Source organism: Janthinobacterium sp. GW460-12-1-14-LB5 (genome assembly GCF_059423585.1).
Genome location: NZ_JBWKYD010000007.1, coordinates 164,929 through 188,196, shown reverse-complemented (window position 1 = coordinate 188,196; position 23,268 = coordinate 164,929). Strand labels below are relative to the sequence as shown.

The window sequence follows — 23,268 nt, the reverse complement described above, 5'->3', positions numbered from 1 at the left end:
GTGTGGGATACTCACGTCCCCCGCTCAAGCCAACCCATCCTATGCCCTACCTTGTCATCCTGTTCTTTGCCGTTCTGTATTTGCTGGCCACCTTCTTTTTCCACATCCCCGTCCTGGTTGCCCTCGTGTATGGCGTGCTGAGCCTCAGCTGCTTCGTTGCCTATGCGATCGACAAATCGGCCGCCAAACAGGGCCGCTGGCGCACCTCGGAGCGCACCCTGCTGCTGCTGGGGCTGCTGTGCGGCTGGCCGGGCGCCGTGCTGGCCCAGCAATGGCTGCGTCACAAGTCGAGCAAGCGCTCGTTCCGCATCGTGTTCTGGATCACGGTCGCCCTCAATATCGGCGCCTTCGTGTATTTCAGCGTGCATTACGCGGCGCCCGATATCGGCACCGACGTGGCGCCCATCGAACTGTAAAACTGCCGCCCGCCAAGATGTAACAATTATTGCAGCGCATTGTTCTTGAAATGATCGCCTGTCAGAATATCAATACTTACGATATTCAAGCCAATTCATCTATACGAGAAAGCACTTTTCGAGCATGCGTACCTTGCAAATCCACCATTCCTTCTTGTTCCGCCTTGCCGCTGCGATTTGTTTCGCGATCACATTGGCGGGCTGCACAAGCTATCGCTTTATTCCCCCGAACTCCGATGCGGGGCGTCAATGCGTGACGAGCTGCGGGACCAATCAACAAATATGCATTGCCGGCAAGGAGCAAGTTGCTGCGGCCCAGGCACAAGCTTGTGAGATGCGCAACGTCAGTACGGTATCCATCTGCCTGGCAGTGGCGAAAACAGATGCGGAGCGGGAACTGTGCTCGAAGAAACGCCAATATTGCTCCTCAACCGCCTCTGGAACATGGCAATGCGAGGCAGATTACAGAGCCTGCTATACGCAATGCGGCGGCAGGATCGAGGAAAGCGAATAATCGATCGCAAGGCCGATGCCGTCGAACAAGATGCCGGCACGGCTGGCGCAACGTGCGGCGCGCGGCACGCTTGAGTCATCTAATTACTCGCCCAGCAAGCGCAGCGATTCCAGCCAGTCCGCCTTCCATTCGCGCAGCAACGGTTGCGTGGCGAACGCCTTCTTCAGGTGCGCCATCGGCACGCGGTGCACGTCGTGCAAGCCGAAGGCCAACGTCACCGGATGCCACAGATGGCTGTTCTTGCCGCCGCGCGAATTCTTGCGCACGCGGGCGCCATCGTCGCCAAAGATGCCCACGCCGCCAGCCATCCCTTTGTCCAGGTCGACCTTGCCCACGCCGGCGAAGGCGGTCAGAATCTGTTCACGCCCCAGGCCCTTCAAGGCGCTGGGCAAGACCACGGGTGCCTTGTCCGCTTCCGCTTCTGCCGGCTGCGGATGCTGCAACTCCTTGAGCAAACGCAAGAGATCGCGCTCCTGGAAGTGCAAGCCGTCCAGCGGCACGCGCAAGCCCGGCGCCTTGAGTTCGATGGCGATGTTGCCGGAGTCGCGCGTCAAACGCAGCCAGACGTCGCCAGCGCCCGAGGCCAGGTGTTCTTTGTCGCCGATAAACACGACGGGCGCCGCATAGCGCGTCACGCCGTCATGGAACAGCTCGGCCCAGGCCTCGCTGTAGTCGAGCCAGACGTACGGCAAGCCGCCCTGCTCGAGCAGGCGCGCCAGGCTCCATGGCGTGCCCGTCTGTTGCGCCAGCCAGGCACAAGCTTCGGTTGCGGTGGCGCGGTATGGCAGGGATAGGGAGGTCATGGCGGTTCCATCGGTCAAAGTGGAGCGCAGTGTAGCAGACGCTGCCATCCGTCCCTGCTGCGGGCGCAGCGGGCGCGCTATTTCTGCGCGATGTGCTAGGCTGAAAGCATCAGCCCGCGCCATCGCCTCCCGGCAACCTGGCGCACCACCGCGAGGGGATCACCATGCATTCGAGCACCAACGCCGCCACCACGCCCGCCCCGCCACCGGAGCGCGATTCGCCCACGCCGGCTGGCGAAAGCCACGCCGAGGAAGCGCTCGATGAAGCGCTGAAAGAAAGCTTTCCGGCCAGCGACCCGATTGCTGTTGCCGTGCCGAAACCTTCACCGAGCACGCCGGCCTGAGTCCCCTGCCTGTCCGGTGGCACAAGGCCGGACACTGAGGTCACGCCAGCAATTTGAACACGCGCACGTCCTGCATCATGTTGTCCGCCTGCTCCTGCATGCTGGCCGCTGCCGCCGCTGCCTGCTCGACCAGGGCGGCATTCTGCTGGGTCACCGCATCCATCTGACTGATGGCCTGATTCACCTGTTTGATGCCATCGTTTTGTTCGTGGCTGGCGACGGCGATTTCGCCCATGATGCCCGCGACCTGCTGGACCGATGAGACGATTTGCTTCATCGTGCCGCCCGCTTCATCGGCCAGATTGCTGCCAAGCTCGACTTTTTCGACCGATTCGGCAATCAGCTGCTTGATCTCTTTGGCGGCACTGGCGGACCGTTGCGCCAGGGCGCGCACCTCCGATGCGACGACAGCAAAACCGCGCCCCAGTTCACCGGCGCGCGCCGCTTCGACTGCCGCGTTCAGGGCCAGTATATTGGTCTGAAACGCGATGCCATCGATCACGGAAATGATTTCGACGATACGGTTCGAGCTGTCCTTGATGGAGCCCATGGTCGCGACGACACGCTCGACCACCTCCCCGCCCTGCACCGCGACCGCTGAAGCCGACAAAACCAGTTGATTGGCTTGCTGGGCGCTTTCGGCATTCTGCTGCACCGTGCTGGTTAGCTGCTGCATCGCCGACGACGTTTGCTCCAGTGCACCGGCCTGAGCCTCCGTTCTGGCCGAGAGGTCCAGATTGCCAGCAGCAATTTCCTGCGAGGCAGTCGAAATGGTTTCAGTCCCGCCACGCACACGGCTCACCGTATGACGCAGGCTCTCCGTCATGCTTTTCAGAGCACGCATCAATTCGCCCGGCTCGTCGCGATAGTCCGTTGCGATATGGCTGCGCAGGTCACCGGAAGCGACAATGCGGGCAATGTTCACGGCATCCTGCAGTGGCTTGGTAATACTCTTGCTGATGAGCACAGCCACCGCAACCGCCGTGCCCAGCGAGACCAGCAGTATCGCCAGCAGCAAGCTGCTCGCCACCGTGATGCGCGCGCCCGACTCCGCCTCTATCGCCGACGCGCGTTGGGTGGTCATCTCGACCAGTTGCTTGATGGCCTGCAAATGCTGGGCGTAGCTCATCGTCATTTTTTTCATCGCAACGGCGGCGCCAGCCTTGTCCTGCGCCTCGATTGCGGGGATGAACTGTTGCAGTGCCGTCGTATAGAAGGCCTGTGCCGGCGCATGCGCCTTGTTCAGCAACAGCCCGGCGATATCGGCATCCAGTGCCGCGCCCTTCCAGAATGCATGGCGCTCATCGTAATCATGTTTGAGCGTTTTGAATTGGGCGATCAACTGCGCCTGTTCGGCACGATCCTCGGTCGCCATCAGCTGAAAACTGACCAGATAGGATTCCAGTATGTACTCCGGCGGCGGCAACACGTCCGCAATCAGATCCTTGCTTTGCACAATTTTCTGATAGACAGGGCCGTTCACTTTCCATTCTTGCAGAGTCTTGAACGACCATAGGCCATAGAGGATGAAACCGACTGAAAAGATCACAATCAGCACAGCCAGGCGGTGCGTTAGTTTGAGTCCTCTTAGCATACTCATGATGTTTTCCTTAAATTAACTATGCTTGCCTCTGGTTCAGCGACCGAGGCGGCACTACTCGCGCGCGGATGGCAGACGCTCAGTCGAAGCCGCGAAAAACCTGCCAAATCATCATTATATTTTTATGACAGGCAACTTATTTTACAGCGAATTCTGACAATTTAGTACGAATTTAATTAAAATTCACAAATATAAAAATAAAAAACACAAAAAACATAAATTTATGTAAAGAGCCGTGACATCGGCGTGAAAACAAGTTCTAGCGCTTCCCTCCCCTGCGCGCGGCTGCCGCGAACGGCAGGGCCGGGCGATGGACATGCAGGGAGCAGTGAAGTTCTGGCGCTACGGCGACGCGTTCTGTGTTGGCCGCACAACGAATCCATCCGTGCTTCACAGCATTCTTATTGCTGCAATTGCTTTCCGGAAATGCGGGAAAACCATAGCAAAGCCCCGCCGGGCGGCAATGGCAAAACCATCGCACCGGGCGGGGCCAGTCAAGCCGACGCGCTTTTACTTCGGCGTGTCGCGGTACTGCTCAGGTGTCGTGTCGCCATCGGCGATTTCATACCACATCGCATTGAGCACGGCGAACGTCGCCGCCAGCGGAAGACCCAGTATCCAGGCGAAATACCACATAGTTATATCCTTTCCTTAATTCTTAGTAAGCGTGACCGCTCTCGTCTTCGATTGCTTTTCCATCAACCTTGCCCCACAGCACTTTATATACCCACGTCGTGTAGGCCACGATGAGGGGAATGAAGACGGCCGTGACGACCAGCATGATGAACAGGGTCATGTGGCTGGACGAGGAATCCCACACCGTCAGGCTGGCGCGCGGATCGATCGACGAAGGCAGGATGAACGGGAACATGGCCGCGCCCACGCCGAGGATGATGCCGGCGATGGCAGCCGCGCTGGCCAGCAAGGCGGGCACTTCGCGGCGCGCGCGCTGGAAGGCGAAGGCCAGCAGCGGGCAAAGCAGGCCCAGCGCTGGAGCGATCCAGGTCCACGGGTGGGCGGCAAAGTTGGCGAACCAGGCGCCCACGTGCACTTGCGCCGTCTTCAGCATCGGGTTCGACGGACCGTCGACGACGACGGCGCTGGTGACGCGGTAGCCATCGACCCACAGCCACAGGGCCACGCCGGCTGCCGCATACAGCACCACGGTGGCAAGCGCCGCCACGCTGCCGTAGCGGCGCGCCCGTTCGGCGACAAGACCGTCCGTTTTCAGTTGCAGCCAGGTGGCGCCGTGCATCACCAGCATGGCCACCGAAACGAGGCCGCACAGCAAGGCAAACGGGTTGAGCAGCGCAAAGAACGTACCGTCATAGAAGATGTGCATGTCCGGCGAGAAACGGAACGGCACGCCCTGCAGCACGTTGCCGATGGCCACGCCGCAGATCAGGGCCGGCACGAAGCCGCCCACGAACAGGGCCGCATCCCAGCGGGCGCGCCAGCGCGGGTCTTCGCGCTTGCTGCGGAACTTGAACGCCACGGGACGCACGATCAGCGCCACGAGAATGACGAACATGGCCAGGTAAAAGCCCGAGAACGACACGGCGTACAGCTGCGGCCAGGCGGCAAAGATGGCGCCGCCGCCCAGGATCAGCCACACCTGGTTGCCTTCCCACACGGGACCGATGCTGTTGATGATGACACGGCGCTCGAGGTCGGTCTTGCCGGCGAAGGGCAGCAAAATACCCGTGCCCAGGTCGAAGCCGTCCGTGATGGCAAAGCCTACCAGCAGCACGCCGATCAGCAGCCACCAGATCAGGCGCAGTGTTTCATACGAAATCATTTCATGCAAAATCATGGTCTGGCCCTCCTTAGGCGCGTTGAGTATGAATGGCTGCGGCGGGCGCGGTAGCCGGCGCCGTCTCTTCCGGCCCCTTGCGGATGGCCTTGAGCATGAGCTTCATTTCGATAATCAACAGCACGGTGTAGATGGCGGCAAAGCCGGCAATGGTAATCAGCAAGGTCGTCGCGCCCAGGTTGGACACGGCCACTGCCGTCGGCAGCACGCCTTCGATGACCCACGGCTGGCGGCCCACTTCGGCCACGATCCAGCCCGCCTCAATCGCCACCCACGGCAGCGGGATGGCGAACACGGCCAGTTTCAGCAGCCAGCGGTGCTTGTCCAGCGTGCGGCGCGTCGACAGGATGAAGAACGTGCCGGTCAACAAGATAAAGAACATGCCCAGGCCCACCATCACGCGGAAGGACCAGAACAAGGGCCCCACGGGCGGCACGGTGTCGAGCGCGGCCTTGCGGATCTGCTCGGGCGTGGCCTGGCGCGGATCGTCGACATAGCGTTTTAACAACAAGGCGTAGCCCATGGACTGGCCTTTCGACTCGAACATGTCTTTCGCGTCCTGCGGCACGGGGCTGCCCGGCGCCACGCTGCGGATGGTCTGCAGCGCGTCATACGCCTTGATGCCATCCTGGATCAGCAGTTCGCCGCGGTCGACCAATTGCTCGATGCCGGGGATTTCCGTCGTCAGCGAACGCGTGCCGATCAGGCCCATCACCATCGGGATGTGCACGGCATAATGCGTCTCGCGCGCTTTCGCGTCGGGGAAACCGATGGCCGTGAAGGCGGCGGGCGCCGGTTCCGTGGTCCACATGGCTTCGATGGCGGCCAGCTTCATTTTTTGATGTTCGGACGACAGGTAGCCGCTTTCGTCGCCGAGCACCACCACCGACAGGGTGGCGGCCAGGCCGAACGAGGCGGCCACCGTCATCGAGCGCTTGGCCAGTTGCACGTGGCGGCCCTTCAGCAGATACCAGGCGGAAATACCCAGCACGAAGATGGCCGCCGCCGTATAGCCGGCCGACACCGTGTGCACGAATTTCGCCTGCGCAACAGGATTCGTCAGCACGGCGCCGAAATCCGTCACTTCCATGCGCATGGTCTGCGGATTGAAGGCCGCGCCGACGGGATTTTGCATCCAGCCGTTGGCGATCAAAATCCACAGGGCCGAAAAGTTCGAGCCGATGGCCACCAGCCAGGTGGTGACCAGGTGGCCCCGCTTCGACAGCTTGTCCCAGCCGAAGAAGAACAGGCCGACGAAGGTCGCCTCCAGGAAGAAGGCCATCAAGCCCTCGATGGCCAGCGGCGCGCCGAAGATGTCGCCCACGTAATGGCTGTAGTAGCTCCAGTTCATGCCGAACTGGAATTCCATGACGATGCCCGTCGCCACGCCCATGGCGAAGTTGATGCCGAACAAGACACCCCAGAACTTGGTCATGTCGCGCCAGATGGGGCGGTTCGTCATCACATAAACCGTCTCCATGATGGCGAGGATCACTGACAGGCCTATCGTCAGCGGAACGAATATAAAGTGGTACAGAGCTGTCAGCGCGAACTGCAGTCTGGATAAAGCGACAATATCGAAGTCCATATGATTTCCTTGGTGTTTCCCTACTGAATTGTAAACTTGGTATCTATCTGATGTAGTTCGATTGGTTCCGCCGCCCTCAGGCTGGCGTGCGGCACCGCCTGTGTCTCCGGTCTTCTTTATTCCCTAATCGCCGCGCAAGCCCGCCAGCGCCGCCTCGAAGGCTGGCGTGCCACGGCGCGCGTCGCCCACGATGCGGCCGTCGCGCAGGCTCACCAGCCGGTCCGCCAGCACCGCTTCGCGCCGCAAGTGGGTTGCGATCAGCAAGCTGCGCCCTTCGCAGCGCGCGCGCAGGCGCTGCAGCACGTCGCTTGCCGTCTGCGCATTCAGCGCTTCCGTCGCCTCGTCCAGCAGCCACAAGGCCGATGCATGCAGGAACAGCCGCGCCAGCGCCAGGCGCCGCGCCTGGCCGCCCGACAAGCCCAGGCCGCCCTCTCCCAGCAAAGTGTCGAGGCCGCCCGCCAGGGCCCGCACTTCCTCGTCCAGGCCGGCCGATTGCAGCGCCGCCCACAGCTGCGCATCGCTGGCGGATGGGTCGGCCAGGCGCAGGTTGTCGCGCAAGCTGTCCTGGAACAATTCCGTCTTCTGCGTGAACAAACAGGCGCGGCCCGCGTGCACCGTGCCCGACAGCGGCGCCAGCTCGCGCGCGGCGATGGCCAGCAAGGTGGACTTGCCCGCGCCGCTGGGGCCGATCAAGGCCACGCGCTCGCCATCGGCGATGTGCAGCGATATGTCATGCAAAATTGCAACATTGCTGCCCGCATGCGCGGCGCTGACATTGTCCAGGCGCAAGCCCGGTGCGGCGTCGACGGGCGGCGGCGGTACATCGTCGCCATCCAGGCGCGGCGCCAGGCGGCGCATGGCCAGCAGCATGCGCCCCGCTTCCAGCGCGCCGCGGCGCAATCCCGCAAACGGTTCCACGGCCGTCAGGGCGATCAGCAGGGCCAGCGCCGCCAGCGGCACGTTCAGTGTTTGCTGCTGCACCAGCGCGGCCACGGCCAGCAGTACGCCAGCCAGGGTCGCGCTGCCGGCCACGCCATACGCGGCGCCGGCCGCCGTCTCCAGGCGCAGCAGGGCGAAATCGGCTTGCGCCAGCGAGCGGTCGATCTGCCCCAGCGCGGCGCACTGGGCATCGATGCGGCCCGCCATCACCAGGTCCGTCTGGCCGGCCACCAGGTCGATGGTGCCGGAGCGCAATTTTTCGATGGCGCGCGAGCGCACGATGGCGGGACGGCGGGCACGCTGCGCCACGACCCAGCTGATGCCGCCGCCGGCGACCAGCAGCCACGCGGCCAGGCCCAGGCCCAGTTGCCACTGCATCGCGCCCAGCGCCACGCCGGCCAGCAAGGCCGCGCACAGTGCCGTGAAGGCAGGCACCAGCAGGCGCAGATACAGCGCTTCGAGCGCGTCGATATCGGCCGTCAGGCGGAACAGCAGCCTGGCCGGCTGGCGCAGCAAGCGGCTGGCCGCTTCCGGGCGCGACCAGCCGCGGAACAGCCGCACGCGGATGGCCGCCAGCGCGGCGAACGTGGCGTCGTGCGTGACGAGCCGTTCCGCATAGCGCGACCCCGTGCGGCCGATGGCCAGCAGGCGGATGCCGGCCGACGGGCCGAACACGTCGAACAGGATGGCCGTCGAGGCGTGCAGGCCGGCAATCGCGGTGGCCGTGATGAACCAGCCGGACAAGCCCAGCAAGGCCATGCCGGCCACGGCCGTCAGGGCCGCCAGCATGGCGCCCCCGATCAGCTTGCCGGGCTGGGCCAGCAGCAATTGCCGCAGGACGGGGTGCAATGCCAGTGAATTCTTCATGCGCTCAGCTCCTGCGCCTGCGCATCGACGTGCACCGTGCGCTGCAAGCGGCCCGCCAGCACGGGGTCGTGCGTGGCGACGAGCATCGTCTTGCCTTTCGCCAATTCCAGCAAGGCGTCCGTGACGCGCGCCGCCGTTTCGCTGTCCAGGTGGGCCGTCGGTTCATCGACGAGCAGCAAATCCGCATGCGGATGCAGGGCCACGCGGGCCAGGGCCAGGCGCACGGCTTCGCCGCCGGACAAGCCCTGGCCGCCATCGCTGAGCATGACGGCCGGCTGCGCCTGGGCCACGCCGGCCAGGTCGGCCAGGTGCAGCGCCTGCGTCACCTGCGCGGGGCTGCCGCTGGCGCCGCTGCGGCCCAGGGTCACGTTCTGGCTGACGGACGCGGCAAACACGTGCGGACGCTGGCCCATCCAGGCCATGCGCTGGCGCAAGGTATTGACGGTACTGTCGGTCTGGCGCACGCCGCCGATGCGGATCTCGCCGCCGCTGGCGGGCAGCAAGCCGGCCAGCAGGGACAGCAAGGTGGTCTTGCCGGCGCCGCTGGCGCCCAGCAGGGCCACGTGCTCACCGGCGCGCACGCTCAAGTCAAAGCGGTCGAACACGGGCGCTTCGCCAGGGTGGGCAAAGCGCAGTTGATGGATGTCAATGGCAGGCGGCGGCGCCACCGCCATGGCCGCGGCGGAGACGGCGGCCGCTTCCACGCCAGCGCCAGGCAGGGCGACGCCCTCGCCCGCCAGGTCGTGCAAGCCGGCCAAGCCCGCTTCGCCGGCCGCCTTGTCATGCCAGACGGCGGCCAGCTCGCGCAGCGGTTCGAAGAACGCGGGCGCCAGCAGCAGGATGAACAGGCCCTGCCCCAGCGTCAGTTCGCGGCCCCAGGTGCCGAAATTGATGCTGCCCAGCAAGGAAAAACCGATGAACGCGGCCACCATGGCGACGCCCAGCGCGGAAAACAGTTCCAGCACGGCGGACGACAAAAAGGCGATGCGCAGCACCACCATCGTGCGCCGGCGCACGGATTGCGACGAGGCATCGAGCCGCTCGGCCGTGGCGTCGACGGCGCCCAGCGCGCGCAAGGTGGCCAGGCCGCGCAGGCGATCCAGCAGGAAGGCGTTCATGCTGCCCATTTCCACCATCTGCGCGCGGCTTGCCGCTTGCGCGCCCATGCCGACCAGGGCCATGAAGACGGGAATCAGGGGCGCGGCGATCAGCAGGATCAAGGCGGCGATCCACGACAGCGGCGTCACGGCGGCCAGGATCACGAACGGCACGGTGAGCACCTTCCAGCGCGCGGGCTTGTAGCGCACCAGATACGGCACGATGGCTTCGGCTTGCTCGGCGATGACGCTGGCCGCCTGGCCCGACCGGGCGCGCTGGCGGTCCAGCGGCGAACGGCGCGCCAGTGCTTGCGCCACTTGCGCGCGCAAGGTGGACAGGTGCCCGCGCGCCGCCGCGTACATGCGCCGCGCGCCCCACGCTTCGCAGCCGGCGCGCAGCACGCCCAGCAGCAGCACGCCGGCCGCCGGCAACAGGGCCGCGCGCCAGGGCGCGCCATCGAGCATGGCTTGCACGGCCCAGGCCAGCAAGGCCGCTTGCGGCAGCCACAGCAAGGCGGCGCCCCCCTGCGCCAGGCTGGCGGCACGGGGAAGAATAAAGCGGGGCAAGGACAAAGGCGTGGTCGGCATCTTATACTTTTTGAGTTTTCAGAATTTTCTGTAAATTCGATTTTTTGTATAATACTGCGAAACATGACATATATCAATTGACCCCACCAGTATGGCGTGAAAAAATTCGGATAATTATGAAAACTCAAAATATCCAAATGACGCCGCTGATCCTGACCTTCGTCAGCCATTTCGGCGAGATGGGCAGCCGCTGGGGCTTTAACCGCACGGTGGGGCAAGTGTACGCCTTGTTATTTGTCGCGGAGCATCCCTTGCACGCGGATGAAATCGCGGAACACCTGAGTTTCTCGCGCTCGAACGTGAGCATCGGCCTGAAGGAATTGCAGGGCTGGGGCTTGATACGCCAGTCGCGCATCCCCGGTGACCGGCGCGAATATTTTTCCTCGCTGGGCGACGTGTGGCAGATCTTCCGCGTGGTGGCTGCCGAGCGCCGCCGCCGCGAAGTGGCGCCCACCCTGACGGTGCTGCGCGAATCGTTGCTGGCGCCGGCCACGGAACCCGTGGACCAGTATGCGCAGGAGCGCATGCGCGAGATGTATGAACTGGTCGACCTGGCCAATACCTGGTTCGACGACTTGCAGCGCCTGTCGCCCGAATCGATGGCGCAACTGATGAAAATGGGCGCCAAGGTGCAAAAATTGCTCAACGCCAAGGATCGCCTGTTCGGCAAGAGTCCCGACGACAGCGAAAAGTAAGCCCCGCCCTCGCCGGCCGCGGCGCCCCGTTTACACCGCGCATACGCGCCGCGCCCGACTCTTTACACCGCCTTTATGCACCTCTCGCTATGCTGGCTGGCACCACCGCCACCCTTGCGAAGGAGCTTCCATGCATGAATCCCCATTCCACCCCCGCGCGCGCAGCCTGCTGCGCCAGCATTTGCCCGTGCGCGAACGGCTGCGCCTGGCGCGCATGGCGAGCAAGAAAGTGCTATCGCTGTGTTCGGCGCTGCTGTGCGCGGTGCCGCTGCTGTATTTGCTGAGTTTGGTGTTGTTTGCGCAGCCGTAGAACCGGCGAGCAAGACGGGAGGAAGGGAACGATGCGCTGTGGTGCGGCAGCTTGCCGCATGCTCGTGGCCAGTATGAAACTGGTCCGCCCAGAGGGAATCGAACCCCCATTCACGGTTTAGAAGACCGTTGTCCTATCCGTTGAACGATGGGCGGAAAGGTGCAGTATTTTAATCCATGCACGCCAGCAATGAAATGCTTGCGCGGAATAGAAAACGGGCTGTCATTTCTGACAGCCCGCTTATGACTTTGGTCGGAGTACAAGGATTCGAACCTTGGACCCCCTGGTCCCAAACCAGGTGCGCTACCGGGCTGCGCCACACTCCGAAGACAAGATAATAACGCCCCCACTCAATTTCGTCAATTGCCATAGACGAATTAGATGGAAATAACTATCGGCGCCTGCCCTTACACCGCCACTTTATCCGCGATGCGGCGCGCCATCGATTCAGCCTTGTCCTTATCTTTCGCTTCCACCATCACGCGAATCAGCGGCTCCGTGCCCGAAGCGCGGATCAGCACGCGGCCCGTGTCGCCCAGCTCGGCCTCGACCAGTTCCTTCTCGGCCACCATGGCGGCATTTTTCTGCCAGTCGAAACCGGGCGCGACGCGCAGGTTGATCAGGGTTTGCGGGAACAGCACCAGTTCGGCCAGGCATTGCTGCAGGCTCTGGCCGCTGCGCTTGAGCGCGGACAATACTTGCAGCGCGGAAACGATGCCGTCACCCGTCGTGTGCTTGTCCAGGCACAGCAAATGGCCGGAACCTTCGCCGCCCAGTATCCAGCCCTTTTCCTTCATGACTTCCAGCACGTAGCGGTCGCCCACCTTGGCGCGCGCAAAGCCGATTCCCTGCTGCTTGAACAGCACTTCCAGCGCCATATTCGTCATCAGGGTGCCTACGGCGCCGGCCACGGGGCCCGTCGCCAGGCGGTCCTTGACCATGACGTACAACAACTCGTCGCCGTTATACAGGCGGCCCGTGGCATCGCACATGATCAGGCGGTCGGCGTCGCCATCGAGGGCGATGCCCAGGTCGGCGCCGTGCTCGACGACGGCTTCGGCCATGGCCTTGGTCGCCGTGGCGCCAAAGCCCGCATTGATGTTGAAGCCGTCGGGCTTGTTGCCGATGGCGATGACTTCCGCCCCCAGCTCATGGAAGACGTGCGGGGCGATATGGTAGGCGGCGCCATGCGCGCAATCGACGACGATCTTCAGGCCGCGCAAGTCCAGCTCGTTCGGGAAGGTGCCCTTGCAAAATTCGATGTAGCGGCCCTGGGCGTCGTCCAGGCGCTTGGCGCGGCCCAGCTTGTCCGATGGCACGCAAGCCATCGGTTCGTCGAGCGCCGCTTCGATTTCCAGTTCCACGCTGTCAGGCAGCTTGGTGCCCTGGCCGGAAAAGAACTTGATGCCATTGTCGTGATACGGATTGTGCGAGGCGGAAATGACCACGCCGGCCGACAGGCGCAGCGCCCGCGTCAGGTAGGCGATTGCCGGCGTCGGCATGGGGCCGGCCAGCATCACGTCCACGCCGGCGGCCGACAAGCCCGCCTCCAGCGCCGCTTCCAGCATGTAGCCGGAAATGCGCGTGTCCTTGCCGATCAGCACAGTCGGGCGCGCCTTGCCGCCTTGCGACTTGGCCAGCACCTTGCCAGCCGCATAGCCGAGGCGCATGACGAAATCGGGGGTGATCGGAGCCGTGCCCACCAGGCCGCGGATGCCATCGGTGCCAAAATATTTACGCGTCATCGTATTTCTCTTTTTGTTGTTTATGATAAATCTTACAGGCTCAGTGTGCCATGCGCCAGACCTTCAATGCATCGACGGTTTCAGCTACATCATGCACACGGATAATTTCCGCACCTTGCGCTACCGCAGCAAGTGCACCGGCAACACTGCCGGCCAGGCGCTGCTCGACGGGACGTCCCGTGACGGCGCCGATCATCGACTTGCGCGACAGCCCGGCCAGCACGGGCAGGCCCAGCTCGCTGCGCAGCTGGCGCGTGGCGCGCAATAAAGCGTAATTCTGCTCCACCGTCTTGCCGAAGCCAAAGCCGGGATCGATGCACAGGCGCTCGCGGTCGATGCCGGCCGCCGTCATGGTGTCGATGCGTTCGCGCAGGAAGGCGATGACTTCGCGCACCACGTCTTCGTATTGCGGCTGGTCCTGCATGGTTTGCGGCACGCTTTGCATGTGCATGATGCACAGCGCGCAGTCGCTGTCCCGCACGGCGTCGATGGCGCCCGGCGCGCGGAAACCGTTGATGTCGTTGATCATGTCGGCGCCCGCCAGGATGGCTTCGCGCATCACTTCGGGTTTATACGTGTCGACGGACAGGGGCTTGCCGCAGTCGCGCAAGGCGTACAGCACCGGCATGACGCGCTGCAACTCGTCCTGCAGCGGCAGCGGCGGCGCGCCGGGGCGGCTCGATTCGCCGCCGATGTCGATGATGTCGGCGCCGTCAGCAATCATCTGCTCGGCGCGCGACAGGGCAAATTCCAGGTGCTGGTACTGGCCCGCATCGGAAAACGAATCGGGCGTGATGTTCAGGATACCCATCACCAGCGCCTGCGTGCCGGACAGGTTGAAGCCGAAGCGGCCGAATTGCAAATAGTGTCGCATGTGAATCTTTTTAGTCGTCAGGAAAAAACTGCCGCGGCAACGAAAAAGGGCAAGGATTGCTCCTTACCCTTCTATTACATGCCACTAATCAGGCAGTGGCAGCTATCAGGCTGGCGCCGTCACGTTTGGCGAGATGCCGCCCGTGCCGCTGTCGCCCGCATTGCGGCGTGGCGGAATGACTTTCGGTGGACGCGGCTCCAGGCCGGCCATGATGTCATTGATTTGCTCCGCATCAATGGTTTCCCATTCCAGCAAGGCTTTGGTCATCATTTCCACCTTGTCGCGGTTGCTTTCCAGCAAGGTGCGCGCCAAAGCATATTGCTTGTCGAGAATGTTGCGGATTTCAGCATCGACCTTTTGCTGGGTCGCTTCCGAGATCGTCTTGGTGGCGCCACCGAAGAAACCTTCGTTTTCGCTGTCTTCGTAGACCATCACGCCCATGCTGTCGGACATGCCGAAGCGGGTCACCATGGAACGGGCCAGCTTGGTGGCACGCGAAAAGTCGTTCGACGCACCGGTGGACATTTGTCCAACGAAAATCTCTTCGGCGATACGGCCGCCGAACAGGATGGAAATTTCTTCCAGCATCTTGTCCTTGTAGGCGGACAAGTTGTCGTGTTCCGGCAACTGCCAGGTCAGGCCCAGGGCCCAGCCGCGCGGCATGATCGTCACTTTATGCACGGGATCAGCCTTCGGCAGCAGCTTGGCGACGACGGCGTGACCGGACTCATGGTAAGCCGTATTGCGACGCTCTTCCTCGCGGATGATCATCGATTTACGCTCGGGACCCATGTAAATCTTGTCTTTCGCATCTTCGAAGTCCGCCATTTCCACCAGGCGCTTGCTGCGGCGTGCCGCGAACAGGGCTGCCTCGTTGACCAGGTTGGCCAGGTCGGCGCCCGAGAAACCGGGGGTGCCGCGGGCCAGGATATCGGCTTTCACGTCAGTACCGATAGGCACTTTGCGCATGTGCACGTTCAAGATCTGTTCGCGGCCGCGGATATCGGGCAAGCCGACGGAGACCTGGCGGTCGAAACGGCCCGGACGCAGCAAGGCTTTGTCGAGCACGTCGGCGCGGTTGGTGGCGGCCACGACGATCACGCCGGAGTTCGCTTCAAAACCGTCCATCTCGACCAGCAACTGGTTCAAGGTCTGTTCGCGCTCGTCATTGCCGCCGCCCATGCCGGCGCCGCGGTGACGGCCGACAGCGTCGATCTCATCGATGAAGATGATGCACGGCGAATGCTTTTTCGCGTTTTCGAACATGTCGCGCACGCGGCTGGCACCGACGCCGACGAACATTTCCACGAAGTCGGAACCGGAAATCGAGAAGAACGGCACCTTGGCTTCGCCGGCGATGGCGCGCGCCAGCAGGGTTTTACCCGTGCCAGGAGGACCGACCATCAGCACGCCGCGGGGAATGCGGCCGCCCAGTTTCTGGAATTTGCTCGGATCCTTGAGGAAGTCGACCACTTCATTGACTTCTTCTTTCGCTTCGTCGCAACCGGCGACGTCGGCGAAGGTGACGGTGTTGCTGGCTTCATCCATCATGCGCGCCTTCGACTTGCCGAAAGAGAATGCCCCGCCCTTGCCGCCGCCTTGCATCTGACGCATGAAGAAGACCCAGACGCCGATCAACAGCAGCATGGGGAACCAGGAAACAAAAATAGTTTGCAGGAAAGACGCTTCCTCGGGCGGACGCACATCGAAATGCACGCCATTGTCGCGCAGGTCGCCGATCAGGCCCTTGTCGAGGCTGGTGGCGGTGGTACGCACCTTGGTGTCGTCCATCAGCTTGGCGGTGATCGACGAACCTTCGATCACGACATCCTTGACGCGCTTGGCTTTGACTTCATCCAGCAAATCGGAATAAGCGATGGCCTTGCTGCCGCCTGTGGCGCCATGACTGTCGAATTGCTTGAACAGCATGAACAACAGCAGCAATACGACTACCCAGATGGCAGATTTGGAAAACATGTTATTCACGAAGACTCCTTGGATGCAGTGCGCATCTCTTTACCTATAGCTAGAAACACGATTTTACTCGCAATAAGCGGGCCGTGCCAAAGCCCGCCGATCCGTGCGCGCGAAAAAATCGCGTTCACGCAAAAAAATGCAGTATAAACAATTTAGGCTTTTATGCCATCAGACGCTACTGCACTTCTCGTTCCCATGTGCGGATTCCCGCTTAAATATCAAGGGCGGAATCATCTTCTTCCACGGCATTTTTCAGCGGATTCTTGATTCCACGGCCCATCAGGAAGATTTCCGACGATTTATCGCGGCTGGCCTTCGGCTTTTTCTGCACCACGACCTTGAATTCGGCGCGGAATTTCTCCACGATCTGGCTGAAACCCATGTCTTTAAAGCATTTCACCAGCAATACGCCCGATGGTTTCAAATGCAATTGCGAAAATTCGATGGCCAGGTCGATCAGATGCTCCATGCGCGCGGCGTCCGCCGTGGCGATGCCCGACAGGTTGGGCGCCATGTCCGACAGGACCAGGTCGACCTTGCGTCCTTGCAACACCACTTCCAGCTGGCGCAGCACGCGCGCTTCGCGGAAGTCGCCCTGGATGAAGTGGAAATCGGCAATCGGTTCCATTTCCAGCATGTCCAGGCCAATCAGGGTACCATTGACCCCGCCGCCGTCCTTGCCGGCCAGCTTGCGCCGCGTGTACTGGGCCCAGCTGCCAGGAGTGCAGCCCAGGTCGACGATCACCTGGCCAGGTTTGATCAGTTTCTCGTCTTCATCGATTTCTTTCAGCTTGTATGCTGCCCGGGCGCGGTAGCCCTCTTTTTGCGCCAACTTCACATAAGGATCATTTATGTGGTCGTGCAACCAGTTTTTGTTTAATTTCTTCTTTGCCATTCGCGTAGAATACTGCTTTTAAGGGAATTACTAAATATTATTATGCTAAAACTTACACCCGTAGAGCGCAGCGCACTGCGCGCCGAAGCACACGCGCTGAAGCCTATCGTCATCATTGGCGAAGCGGGCTTGACACCTGCTGTCCTCAAAGAGATCGACCTTGGCCTGGATTCGCACGGCCTGATTAAAGTCCGCGTGTTCGGCGACGACCGCGAAGCCCGCGTCGGAATGTACGATACGATTTGCGGCAATCTCGGCGCCGCCCCGGTACAACATATTGGCAAACTGCTGGTAATCTACCGTCCGAAAAAAGAAGTGGTTAAGGAGAAGGTCAGCGCCGGCAAAGGCATGCGCGAAGTGACCATCGTCAAGGCCAGCGCCAGCGGCACCAAGCGCCCCAGCGTGACGAAAGTCATGATCAAGGGCAATGAGCGCGTTACCGAAGGCGGTTCCATCAAGCGTGCCAAGCCACGTCAGAAAAGCGCCAAGAAAAGCGCACTGGGCAGCAAGTAAGCCTGTTCACCCGGCCACCGCAAGGCGGCCGGGCTTGAAACAAGAAGCGGAGCACGGGATATCCCCTGCTCCGCTTTTTTCATGCAATTACTTTACCTGCATCAAATTACTGCTGTTTCCAGATCAATACGCCCGCCAGCAGGCTCTGCACGGCAAAGATCGCGGTCGACACGCCATGCAGCATGCCGAAGCGGCTGCGCATGGCCTCGTCCATGATGCCCGACGGCGCTTGCGCCTTGAGTTCGGCCATCAGCGGCGAAATGCCGAAATGGCTGAGCAGCGCGCACACGAGCATGGACAGCACCAGCGCCCCCAGCAGGCGGCGGCGCTTGAGCTCCAGCGCGCCGGGCGCCCATTGCAGCAAGGCCAGCAGTATCAAGGCACAGGCGATGGACAGCCATGCCTCGGCGCGGAACATGCTGCCGGCGATATTACCCGCCAGCACGCGGTCGCTCAGGGTGCCGAACAGGGTGGGCGCCACGATGAAGCCGATGGTCCACAGGCTGCCGGCCCACAAGGCGGCAACGAGGAAACGCAGGCGCGTCAGCATCAGATGTACAGCACTTCCAGGATTTCGTATTCGCGCGGGCCGGACGGCGCCTGCACTTCCACCACGTCGCCGGCGTACTTGCCGATCAGCGCGCGGGCGATCGGGGACGTCACGGAAACCTTGTTCATTTTCAGGTCGGCTTCATCGAGGCCGACGATCTGGTACGTGACTTTCTGGCCCGATTCCAGGTCTTCCAGGTTCACGGTCGAGGCAAACACCACGCGGCCTTCCGCGTCCAGCGCGGTCGGGTCGATGATCTGCGCTGCGCCCAGCTTGCCTTCGAGCTCGGCGATGCGGCCTTCTACGAAGGCCTGGCGTTCCTTGGCGGCATCGTACTCGGCGTTTTCCGACAAATCTCCGTGCGAACGCGCTTCGGCGATCGCATCGATGACGATGCGGCGTTCCTTGGTCTTCAAATGATGCAGCTCTTCCTTCAGGAGTTCTGCGCCGTATTTGGTCAATGGGACTGAGGTCATGTTATCTCTACTATCTGCTAGTTATCGGCGCCGTTGCCGTGTTTTGTCACGCTGAACGGACTTACCAAGTGAAAACCACAGAGGCCGCGCGCTGCTCTGCACGGAACTCTGTGGTTGATAAGCATGCAGTGTACCGCCTAACGGCGGTCACTGCAAATCACACGCGGACTATGCTTGCTGCAGGGTCTTGTGCAGGCCTTGCAAATCGTAGACGCGCAACTCATCCAGATGGCGGATGCCTTCGACGGCCGCTTCCGCGCCCGCGATGGTCGTGTAGGTCGTCACGCGCGAGGCCAGGGCCGACGTGCGGATGGCCCGCGAATCGACGATGGCGCTGCGCTTTTCTTCCACGGTGTTGATCACCAGCACGATTTCATGGTTCTTGATCATGTCGACGATGTGCGGACGGCCTTCGATCACCTTGTTCACTGGCGTGACGGCGATGCCGGCAGCAGCGATCACGGCGGCGGTACCCTTGGTGGCGACCACGGTGAAACCGGACTCGACCAGGTCGCGCGCCACTTGCACGGCACGCGGCTTGTCCGACGCTTTCACGCTGATGAAGACCTTGCCCGATTTTGGCAGGTTTACGCCGGCGCCCAGTTGCGATTTCACAAACGCTTCGCCGAACGTCAGGCCCACGCCCATGACTTCGCCCGTCGATTTCATTTCAGGGCCCAGGATGGTGTCCACGCCCGGGAACTTGACGAACGGGAACACGGCTTCCTTGACGCTGAAGTAAGGCGGCACGACTTCCTGCGTGATGCCTTGCGAGGCCAGCGACTGGCCGACCATGCAGCGGGCGGCGATCTTTGCCAGTTGCAGACCGGTGGCTTTCGAGACGAAAGGCACGGTGCGCGAGGCGCGCGGGTTGACTTCCAGCACGAAGACGACGTCTTTCATTTCGCCATCGATCTCTTGTTTCTGGATAGCAAATTGCACGTTCATCAGGCCGACCACGTTCAAACCCTTGGCCATCAGCGCCGTCTGGCGTTTCAGTTCTTCAATGGTTTCCGCTGCCAACGAATATGGCGGCAAGGAGCAAGCCGAGTCGCCCGAGTGGACGCCAGCCTGTTCGATGTGTTCCATCACGCCGCCGATGAAGGTCGTTTCGCCGTCCGAGATGCAATCGACGTCGCACTCGATGGCGTCGTTCAGGAAGCGGTCCAGCAGCACGGGCGAATCGTGCGAAACCTTGACGGCTTCGCGCATGTAGCGCTCGAGGTCGCGCTGCTCGTGGACGATTTCCATGGCGCGGCCGCCCAGCACGTACGATGGACGCACGACCAGCGGATAACCGATTTCCTGCGCCAGCGCCAGAGCGTCGGCTTCCGTGCGCGCGGTGCGGTTAGGCGGCTGGCGCAGTTCCAGCTTGTGCAGCATCTGCTGGAAACGCTCGCGGTCTTCGGCCGCATCGATCATGTCGGGCGAAGTGCCGATGATCGGTACGCCATTCGCTTCCAGGTCCAGCGCCAGTTTTAATGGGGTCTGGCCGCCGTACTGCACGATCACGCCCACCGGTTTTTCGATGGCGACGATTTCCAGCACGTCTTCCAGCGTCAGCGACTCGAAGTACAGGCGGTCCGAGGTATCGTAGTCGGTCGAAACCGTTTCTGGATTGCAATTGACCATGATGGTCTCGTAGCCGTCTTCGCGCATGGCGAGGGCCGCGTGGACGCAGCAATAGTCAAATTCGATACCCTGGCCGATACGGTTCGGGCCACCGCCCAGCACCATGATCTTTTTCTTGTCGGTCGGATTCGATTCGCACTCTTCGTCGTACGTGGAATACATGTACGCCGTGTCGGTCGAGAATTCCGCCGCGCAGGTGTCGACGCGCTTGTAGACGGGACGGATATTCAGCGCATGGCGCTGCTGGCGCACGGCCGTGTCGGTCGTTTGCAGCAGGAAGCCCAGGCGGCGGTCCGAGAAGCCCTTCTGTTTCAACTTGTACAGGGTGTTCTTGTCCAGGTTTTCCAGCTTCTGCGTATCGAGCCACAGTTCCAGGTCGACGATTTCCTTGATCTGGATCAGGAACCATGGGTCGATCTTGGTCAGCTGGTGCACTTCTTCCAGAGTGAAACCCTGAGCAAACGCGTCGCCCACGTACCAGATGCGCTCAGGACCAGGCTCGCCCAGTTCTTCTTCGATCTTTTCGCGGTCCTTGGTCTTCTCGTTCATGCCGTCCACGCCCACTTCCAGGCCGCGCAAGGCTTTCTGGAACGATTCCTGGAAGGTACGGCCGATGGCCATCACTTCGCCGACGGATTTCATCTGCGTCGTCAGGTGGTGGTCGGCGGTCGGGAATTTCTCGAACGTGAAACGGGGAATCTTCGTGACGACGTAATCGATCGATGGCTCGAACGATGCCGGCGTGGCGCCGCCCGTGATTTCATTGCGCAGCTCGTCCAGCGTGAAACCGACGGCCAGCTTGGCGGCGATCTTGGCGATCGGGAAGCCCGTCGCTTTCGATGCCAGCGCCGACGAACGCGATACGCGCGGGTTCATCTCGATGACGATCATGCGGCCATCGACAGGGTTGATCGAGAATTGCACGTTCGAACCACCGGTGTCGACGCCGATCTCGCGCAGCACTGCCAGACTGGCATTGCGCATGATCTGGTATTCCTTGTCCGTCAGGGTTTGCGCTGGCGCAACCGTGATGGAGTCGCCCGTGTGCACGCCCATCGGATCGAGGTTTTCGATCGAGCAAATGATGATGCAGTTGTCCGCCTTGTCGCGCACCACTTCCATCTCGTACTCTTTCCAGCCCAGCAACGATTCTTCGATCAGCAGCTCTTTCGTCGGCGATGCTTCCAGGCCGCGCTTGCAGATGGTTTCGAATTCTTCTTCGTTGTAGGCGATGCCGCCGCCGGAACCGCCCATGGTGAACGATGGACGGATGATGGTCGGGAAGCCCAGGGTGCGCTGCACGGCCCACGATTCTTCCATCGAGTGCGCCACGCCGGAGCGTGCCGAACCGAGGCCGATCTTGGTCATCGCGTCCTTGAACTTGGAACGGTCTTCCGCCTTGTCGATGGCTTCCGGCGACGCGCCGATCAGCTCGACGTTGTATTTTGCCAGCACGCCATTGTTGAACAGGTCCAGCGCGCAGTTCAGCGCCGTCTGGCCGCCCATCGTCGGCAGGATGGCGTCAGGACGCTCCTTGGCGATGATGCGCTCAACGACCGACCAGGTGATCGGTTCGATATAGGTCACGTCGGCCATTTCCGGATCTGTCATGATGGTCGCAGGATTGCTGTTGACCAGGATGACTTTGTAGCCCTCTTCGCGCAGGGCCTTGCACGCTTGCGCGCCGGAATAATCGAATTCGCAGGCCTGGCCGATCACGATCGGGCCAGCGCCAATAATCAGAATACTTTTGATATCTAAACGTTTAGGCATTTTTCTTTTTCTCCTCCGCAGCCATCAAGTTGATGAAGCGGTCAAACAGGTAAGCAACATCCATCGGGCCCGGCGACGCTTCAGGGTGGCCCTGGAAGCAGAAGGCCGGCTTGTCCGTGCGGGCAAAGCCCTGCAGGGAGCCGTCGAACAGCGATTCATGGGTCACGCGGCAATTCGCGGGCAACGTTGCCGCGTCGACTGCGAAACCGTGGTTTTGCGAGGTAATCAAGACCTGTTTCGTTTCCAGGTCTTGCACCGGGTGGTTGGCGCCGTGGTGGCCGAACTTCATCTTCAAGGTTTTCGCGCCGGAAGCGAGCGCCATGATCTGGTGGCCGAGGCAGATGCCGAAGGTCGGGATGCCCTTCTCGATCAGCTCCTTGGTCGCCGCGATGGCGTAGTCGCACGGCTCCGGGTCGCCGGGGCCGTTCGACAGGAAGATGCCGTCCGGATTCAGCGCCAGGGCGTCGGCCGCCGTCGCTTGCGCGGGCAGCACGGTGACTTTGCAGCCGCGCGCCGTCAGCATGCGCAGGATATTGCGCTTGACGCCATAGTCGAAGGCAACCACGTGGTATTTCGCGTCGGCGTCAAGCAGCTGGCCATAGCCTTCGCCCAAGGTCCATTCCGTTTCGCGGTACTCGTAAGGCGCCTTGCTTGATACCACCTTGGCCAGGTCCATGCCGGACAGGCCGGGGAAGGAGCGGGCCAGTTCCAGCGCTTGCGCGGCGGATGGCTCGTTGCCTTGCGTGCCGACGAGGATGGCGCCGCCCTGCGCACCTTTTTCACGCAGGATGCGCGTGAGCTTGCGTGTATCGATGCCGGCGATGGCGACGATATTTTCAGCTTTCAGGTAATCGGACAGGGAGAGCGTGGAACGGAAACTGGATGCCAGCAATGGCAGATCGCGGATGATGAGGCCGGCGGCGTGAACCTTGGAAGATTCGACGTCTTCCGGATTGACGCCCGTATTGCCGATATGCGGATAGGTCAGGGTGACCATCTGGCGGCAATAGCTTGGGTCGGTAAGGATTTCCTGATACCCGGTCATCGAGGTGTTGAAAACAACCTCGCCCGTGGTATGACCGGCGGCACCGATCGAAAAACCTTTAAAGATCGTTCCATCAGCAAGCGCTAATATGGCTGGAACGGCAGGGCCAGAAAAAAATGGCGGCAAGGGCAACTCCTGATAAAGTTACCGTAGCTGCGCCACGTCAGACCGACCGCCTAGTTACCCGAGCCAGATGCACTCAGGGTGTTTCAAC

Annotated in this window: 21 protein-coding genes and 2 tRNA genes; 6 read left to right on the top strand and 17 right to left on the bottom strand. The window is 61.7% G+C overall.

The genetic code is table 11. The features are described from left to right. Window positions 1-41 precede the first annotated feature (41 nt). Entirely contained in the window at window positions 42-416 is a 375-nt protein-coding gene (locus AC07X6_RS09440; protein WP_494790780.1) for a DUF1294 domain-containing protein, read from the top strand. A gap of 124 nt (window positions 417-540) precedes the next feature. Then, a complete protein-coding gene (locus tag AC07X6_RS09435; RefSeq protein ID WP_230540798.1) occupies window positions 541-930 on the top strand; it encodes an Aq_678 family protein in 390 nt (129 codons plus the stop codon). A gap of 83 nt (window positions 931-1,013) precedes the next feature. Here AC07X6_RS09435 and AC07X6_RS09430 read toward each other — a convergent pair whose 3' ends face one another. Further along, window positions 1,014-1,733 carry a hypothetical protein gene (locus AC07X6_RS09430; protein WP_474290699.1) on the bottom strand — a complete coding sequence of 240 codons (720 nt, stop codon included), beginning with the start codon at window positions 1,731-1,733 and terminating at the stop codon, window positions 1,014-1,016. Window positions 1,734-1,897: 164 nt separating this feature from the next. Here AC07X6_RS09430 and AC07X6_RS09425 point away from each other — a divergent pair, with 164 nt between their 5' ends. Further along, the gene (locus AC07X6_RS09425) at window positions 1,898-2,077 is read left to right on the top strand and encodes a hypothetical protein (RefSeq protein WP_230540800.1); all 180 of its coding nucleotides are present in this window, start codon (window positions 1,898-1,900) and stop codon (window positions 2,075-2,077) included. A 40-nt stretch (window positions 2,078-2,117) separates the two neighbouring features. Here AC07X6_RS09425 and AC07X6_RS09420 read toward each other — a convergent pair whose 3' ends face one another. From AC07X6_RS09420 to cydD, 6 genes are all read right to left on the bottom strand, one after another. Next, window positions 2,118-3,677 carry a methyl-accepting chemotaxis protein gene (locus tag AC07X6_RS09420; RefSeq protein ID WP_494790779.1) on the bottom strand — a complete coding sequence of 520 codons (1,560 nt, stop codon included), beginning with the start codon at window positions 3,675-3,677 and terminating at the stop codon, window positions 2,118-2,120. Between the two features lie 510 nt (window positions 3,678-4,187). Next, window positions 4,188-4,313, bottom strand: coding sequence for a cytochrome bd-I oxidase subunit CydX (cydX, locus tag AC07X6_RS09415; protein WP_070258990.1), 126 nt, complete (start codon window positions 4,311-4,313; stop codon window positions 4,188-4,190). A gap of 22 nt (window positions 4,314-4,335) precedes the next feature. Next, window positions 4,336-5,490 (bottom strand): cytochrome d ubiquinol oxidase subunit II, encoded by a 1,155-nt coding sequence (gene cydB, locus AC07X6_RS09410; RefSeq protein ID WP_230540801.1) that lies wholly within the window; start codon window positions 5,488-5,490, stop codon window positions 4,336-4,338. A 13-nt stretch (window positions 5,491-5,503) separates the two neighbouring features. Then, the gene (locus AC07X6_RS09405) at window positions 5,504-7,078 is read right to left on the bottom strand and encodes a cytochrome ubiquinol oxidase subunit I (RefSeq protein WP_494790778.1); all 1,575 of its coding nucleotides are present in this window, start codon (window positions 7,076-7,078) and stop codon (window positions 5,504-5,506) included. Between the two features lie 123 nt (window positions 7,079-7,201). Continuing rightward, window positions 7,202-8,884 carry an amino acid ABC transporter ATP-binding/permease protein gene (locus AC07X6_RS09400; RefSeq protein WP_494790777.1) on the bottom strand — a complete coding sequence of 561 codons (1,683 nt, stop codon included), beginning with the start codon at window positions 8,882-8,884 and terminating at the stop codon, window positions 7,202-7,204. Next, complete coding sequence (gene cydD, locus AC07X6_RS09395) at window positions 8,881-10,569, bottom strand: thiol reductant ABC exporter subunit CydD (protein ID WP_494790776.1); 1,689 nt, start codon at window positions 10,567-10,569, stop codon at window positions 8,881-8,883. The genes AC07X6_RS09400 and cydD overlap by 4 nt, the downstream gene beginning before the upstream one ends. 116 nt (window positions 10,570-10,685) lie before the next feature. Here cydD and AC07X6_RS09390 point away from each other — a divergent pair, with 116 nt between their 5' ends. Both AC07X6_RS09390 and AC07X6_RS09385 read left to right on the top strand, forming a co-directional pair. Next, window positions 10,686-11,264, top strand: a complete 579-nt coding sequence (locus tag AC07X6_RS09390; protein ID WP_494790775.1) for a GbsR/MarR family transcriptional regulator — start codon at window positions 10,686-10,688, stop codon at window positions 11,262-11,264. A 130-nt stretch (window positions 11,265-11,394) separates the two neighbouring features. Further along, the gene (locus tag AC07X6_RS09385; RefSeq protein ID WP_230540806.1) at window positions 11,395-11,574 is read left to right on the top strand and encodes a hypothetical protein; all 180 of its coding nucleotides are present in this window, start codon (window positions 11,395-11,397) and stop codon (window positions 11,572-11,574) included. Between the two features lie 80 nt (window positions 11,575-11,654). Here the strand turns inward: AC07X6_RS09385 and AC07X6_RS09380 are convergent. From AC07X6_RS09380 to AC07X6_RS09355, 6 genes are all read right to left on the bottom strand, one after another. Next, window positions 11,655-11,729, bottom strand: a tRNA-Arg gene (locus AC07X6_RS09380). 94 nt (window positions 11,730-11,823) lie between these two features. Further along, window positions 11,824-11,900, bottom strand: a tRNA-Pro gene (locus tag AC07X6_RS09375). A gap of 81 nt (window positions 11,901-11,981) precedes the next feature. Then, a complete protein-coding gene (glmM, locus tag AC07X6_RS09370; protein WP_230540807.1) occupies window positions 11,982-13,319 on the bottom strand; it encodes a phosphoglucosamine mutase in 1,338 nt (445 codons plus the stop codon). Between the two features lie 40 nt (window positions 13,320-13,359). Continuing rightward, on the bottom strand, window positions 13,360-14,193 hold the full coding sequence (gene folP, locus AC07X6_RS09365; protein WP_494790774.1) for a dihydropteroate synthase: 834 nt from the start codon (window positions 14,191-14,193) through the stop codon (window positions 13,360-13,362). A gap of 105 nt (window positions 14,194-14,298) precedes the next feature. Next, window positions 14,299-16,179, bottom strand: coding sequence for an ATP-dependent zinc metalloprotease FtsH (gene ftsH, locus AC07X6_RS09360; RefSeq protein ID WP_077402824.1), 1,881 nt, complete (start codon window positions 16,177-16,179; stop codon window positions 14,299-14,301). Between the two features lie 202 nt (window positions 16,180-16,381). Continuing rightward, on the bottom strand, window positions 16,382-17,065 hold the full coding sequence (locus AC07X6_RS09355) for an RlmE family RNA methyltransferase (RefSeq protein WP_034757436.1): 684 nt from the start codon (window positions 17,063-17,065) through the stop codon (window positions 16,382-16,384). Between the two features lie 42 nt (window positions 17,066-17,107). Between AC07X6_RS09355 and AC07X6_RS09350 the strand changes: the two genes are divergently transcribed. Continuing rightward, window positions 17,108-17,578: a YhbY family RNA-binding protein gene (locus AC07X6_RS09350; protein ID WP_010397237.1), complete on the top strand. Its 471-nt coding sequence runs from the start codon at window positions 17,108-17,110 to the stop codon at window positions 17,576-17,578. 106 nt (window positions 17,579-17,684) lie between these two features. Here AC07X6_RS09350 and AC07X6_RS09345 read toward each other — a convergent pair whose 3' ends face one another. From AC07X6_RS09345 to carA, 4 genes are all read right to left on the bottom strand, one after another. Continuing rightward, window positions 17,685-18,128, bottom strand: coding sequence for a DUF4149 domain-containing protein (locus AC07X6_RS09345; RefSeq protein ID WP_474290694.1), 444 nt, complete (start codon window positions 18,126-18,128; stop codon window positions 17,685-17,687). Then, the gene (gene greA / locus AC07X6_RS09340; RefSeq protein WP_034757428.1) at window positions 18,128-18,604 is read right to left on the bottom strand and encodes a transcription elongation factor GreA; all 477 of its coding nucleotides are present in this window, start codon (window positions 18,602-18,604) and stop codon (window positions 18,128-18,130) included. The genes AC07X6_RS09345 and greA overlap by 1 nt, the downstream gene beginning before the upstream one ends. Before the next feature lie 168 nt (window positions 18,605-18,772). After that, on the bottom strand, window positions 18,773-22,009 hold the full coding sequence (gene carB / locus AC07X6_RS09335) for a carbamoyl-phosphate synthase large subunit (RefSeq protein ID WP_494790773.1): 3,237 nt from the start codon (window positions 22,007-22,009) through the stop codon (window positions 18,773-18,775). Further along, on the bottom strand, window positions 22,002-23,180 hold the full coding sequence (gene carA / locus AC07X6_RS09330; protein WP_494790772.1) for a glutamine-hydrolyzing carbamoyl-phosphate synthase small subunit: 1,179 nt from the start codon (window positions 23,178-23,180) through the stop codon (window positions 22,002-22,004). Before carA ends, carB begins: the two co-directional genes overlap by 8 nt. Window positions 23,181-23,268 lie beyond the last annotated feature (88 nt).

Coding starts and splice junctions, on each gene's coding strand:
- AC07X6_RS09350 (WP_010397237.1), top strand. CDS start 17,108: ATGCTAAAACTTACACCCGTAGAGCGCAGCGCACTGCGCGCCGAAGCA.
- glmM (WP_230540807.1), bottom strand. CDS start 13,319: ATGACGCGTAAATATTTTGGCACCGATGGCATCCGCGGCCTGGTGGGC.
- AC07X6_RS09345 (WP_474290694.1), bottom strand. CDS start 18,128: ATGCTGACGCGCCTGCGTTTCCTCGTTGCCGCCTTGTGGGCCGGCAGC.
- AC07X6_RS09405 (WP_494790778.1), bottom strand. CDS start 7,078: ATGGACTTCGATATTGTCGCTTTATCCAGACTGCAGTTCGCGCTGACA.
- AC07X6_RS09385 (WP_230540806.1), top strand. CDS start 11,395: ATGCATGAATCCCCATTCCACCCCCGCGCGCGCAGCCTGCTGCGCCAG.
- cydB (WP_230540801.1), bottom strand. CDS start 5,490: ATGATTTTGCATGAAATGATTTCGTATGAAACACTGCGCCTGATCTGG.
- AC07X6_RS09435 (WP_230540798.1), top strand. CDS start 541: ATGCGTACCTTGCAAATCCACCATTCCTTCTTGTTCCGCCTTGCCGCT.
- greA (WP_034757428.1), bottom strand. CDS start 18,604: ATGACCTCAGTCCCATTGACCAAATACGGCGCAGAACTCCTGAAGGAA.
- AC07X6_RS09430 (WP_474290699.1), bottom strand. CDS start 1,733: ATGACCTCCCTATCCCTGCCATACCGCGCCACCGCAACCGAAGCTTGT.
- AC07X6_RS09425 (WP_230540800.1), top strand. CDS start 1,898: ATGCATTCGAGCACCAACGCCGCCACCACGCCCGCCCCGCCACCGGAG.
- AC07X6_RS09355 (WP_034757436.1), bottom strand. CDS start 17,065: ATGGCAAAGAAGAAATTAAACAAAAACTGGTTGCACGACCACATAAAT.
- AC07X6_RS09390 (WP_494790775.1), top strand. CDS start 10,686: ATGAAAACTCAAAATATCCAAATGACGCCGCTGATCCTGACCTTCGTC.
- cydX (WP_070258990.1), bottom strand. CDS start 4,313: ATGTGGTATTTCGCCTGGATACTGGGTCTTCCGCTGGCGGCGACGTTC.
- folP (WP_494790774.1), bottom strand. CDS start 14,193: ATGCGACACTATTTGCAATTCGGCCGCTTCGGCTTCAACCTGTCCGGC.
- cydD (WP_494790776.1), bottom strand. CDS start 10,569: ATGCCGACCACGCCTTTGTCCTTGCCCCGCTTTATTCTTCCCCGTGCC.
- AC07X6_RS09440 (WP_494790780.1), top strand. CDS start 42: ATGCCCTACCTTGTCATCCTGTTCTTTGCCGTTCTGTATTTGCTGGCC.
- carB (WP_494790773.1), bottom strand. CDS start 22,009: ATGCCTAAACGTTTAGATATCAAAAGTATTCTGATTATTGGCGCTGGC.
- AC07X6_RS09420 (WP_494790779.1), bottom strand. CDS start 3,677: ATGAGTATGCTAAGAGGACTCAAACTAACGCACCGCCTGGCTGTGCTG.
- AC07X6_RS09400 (WP_494790777.1), bottom strand. CDS start 8,884: ATGAAGAATTCACTGGCATTGCACCCCGTCCTGCGGCAATTGCTGCTG.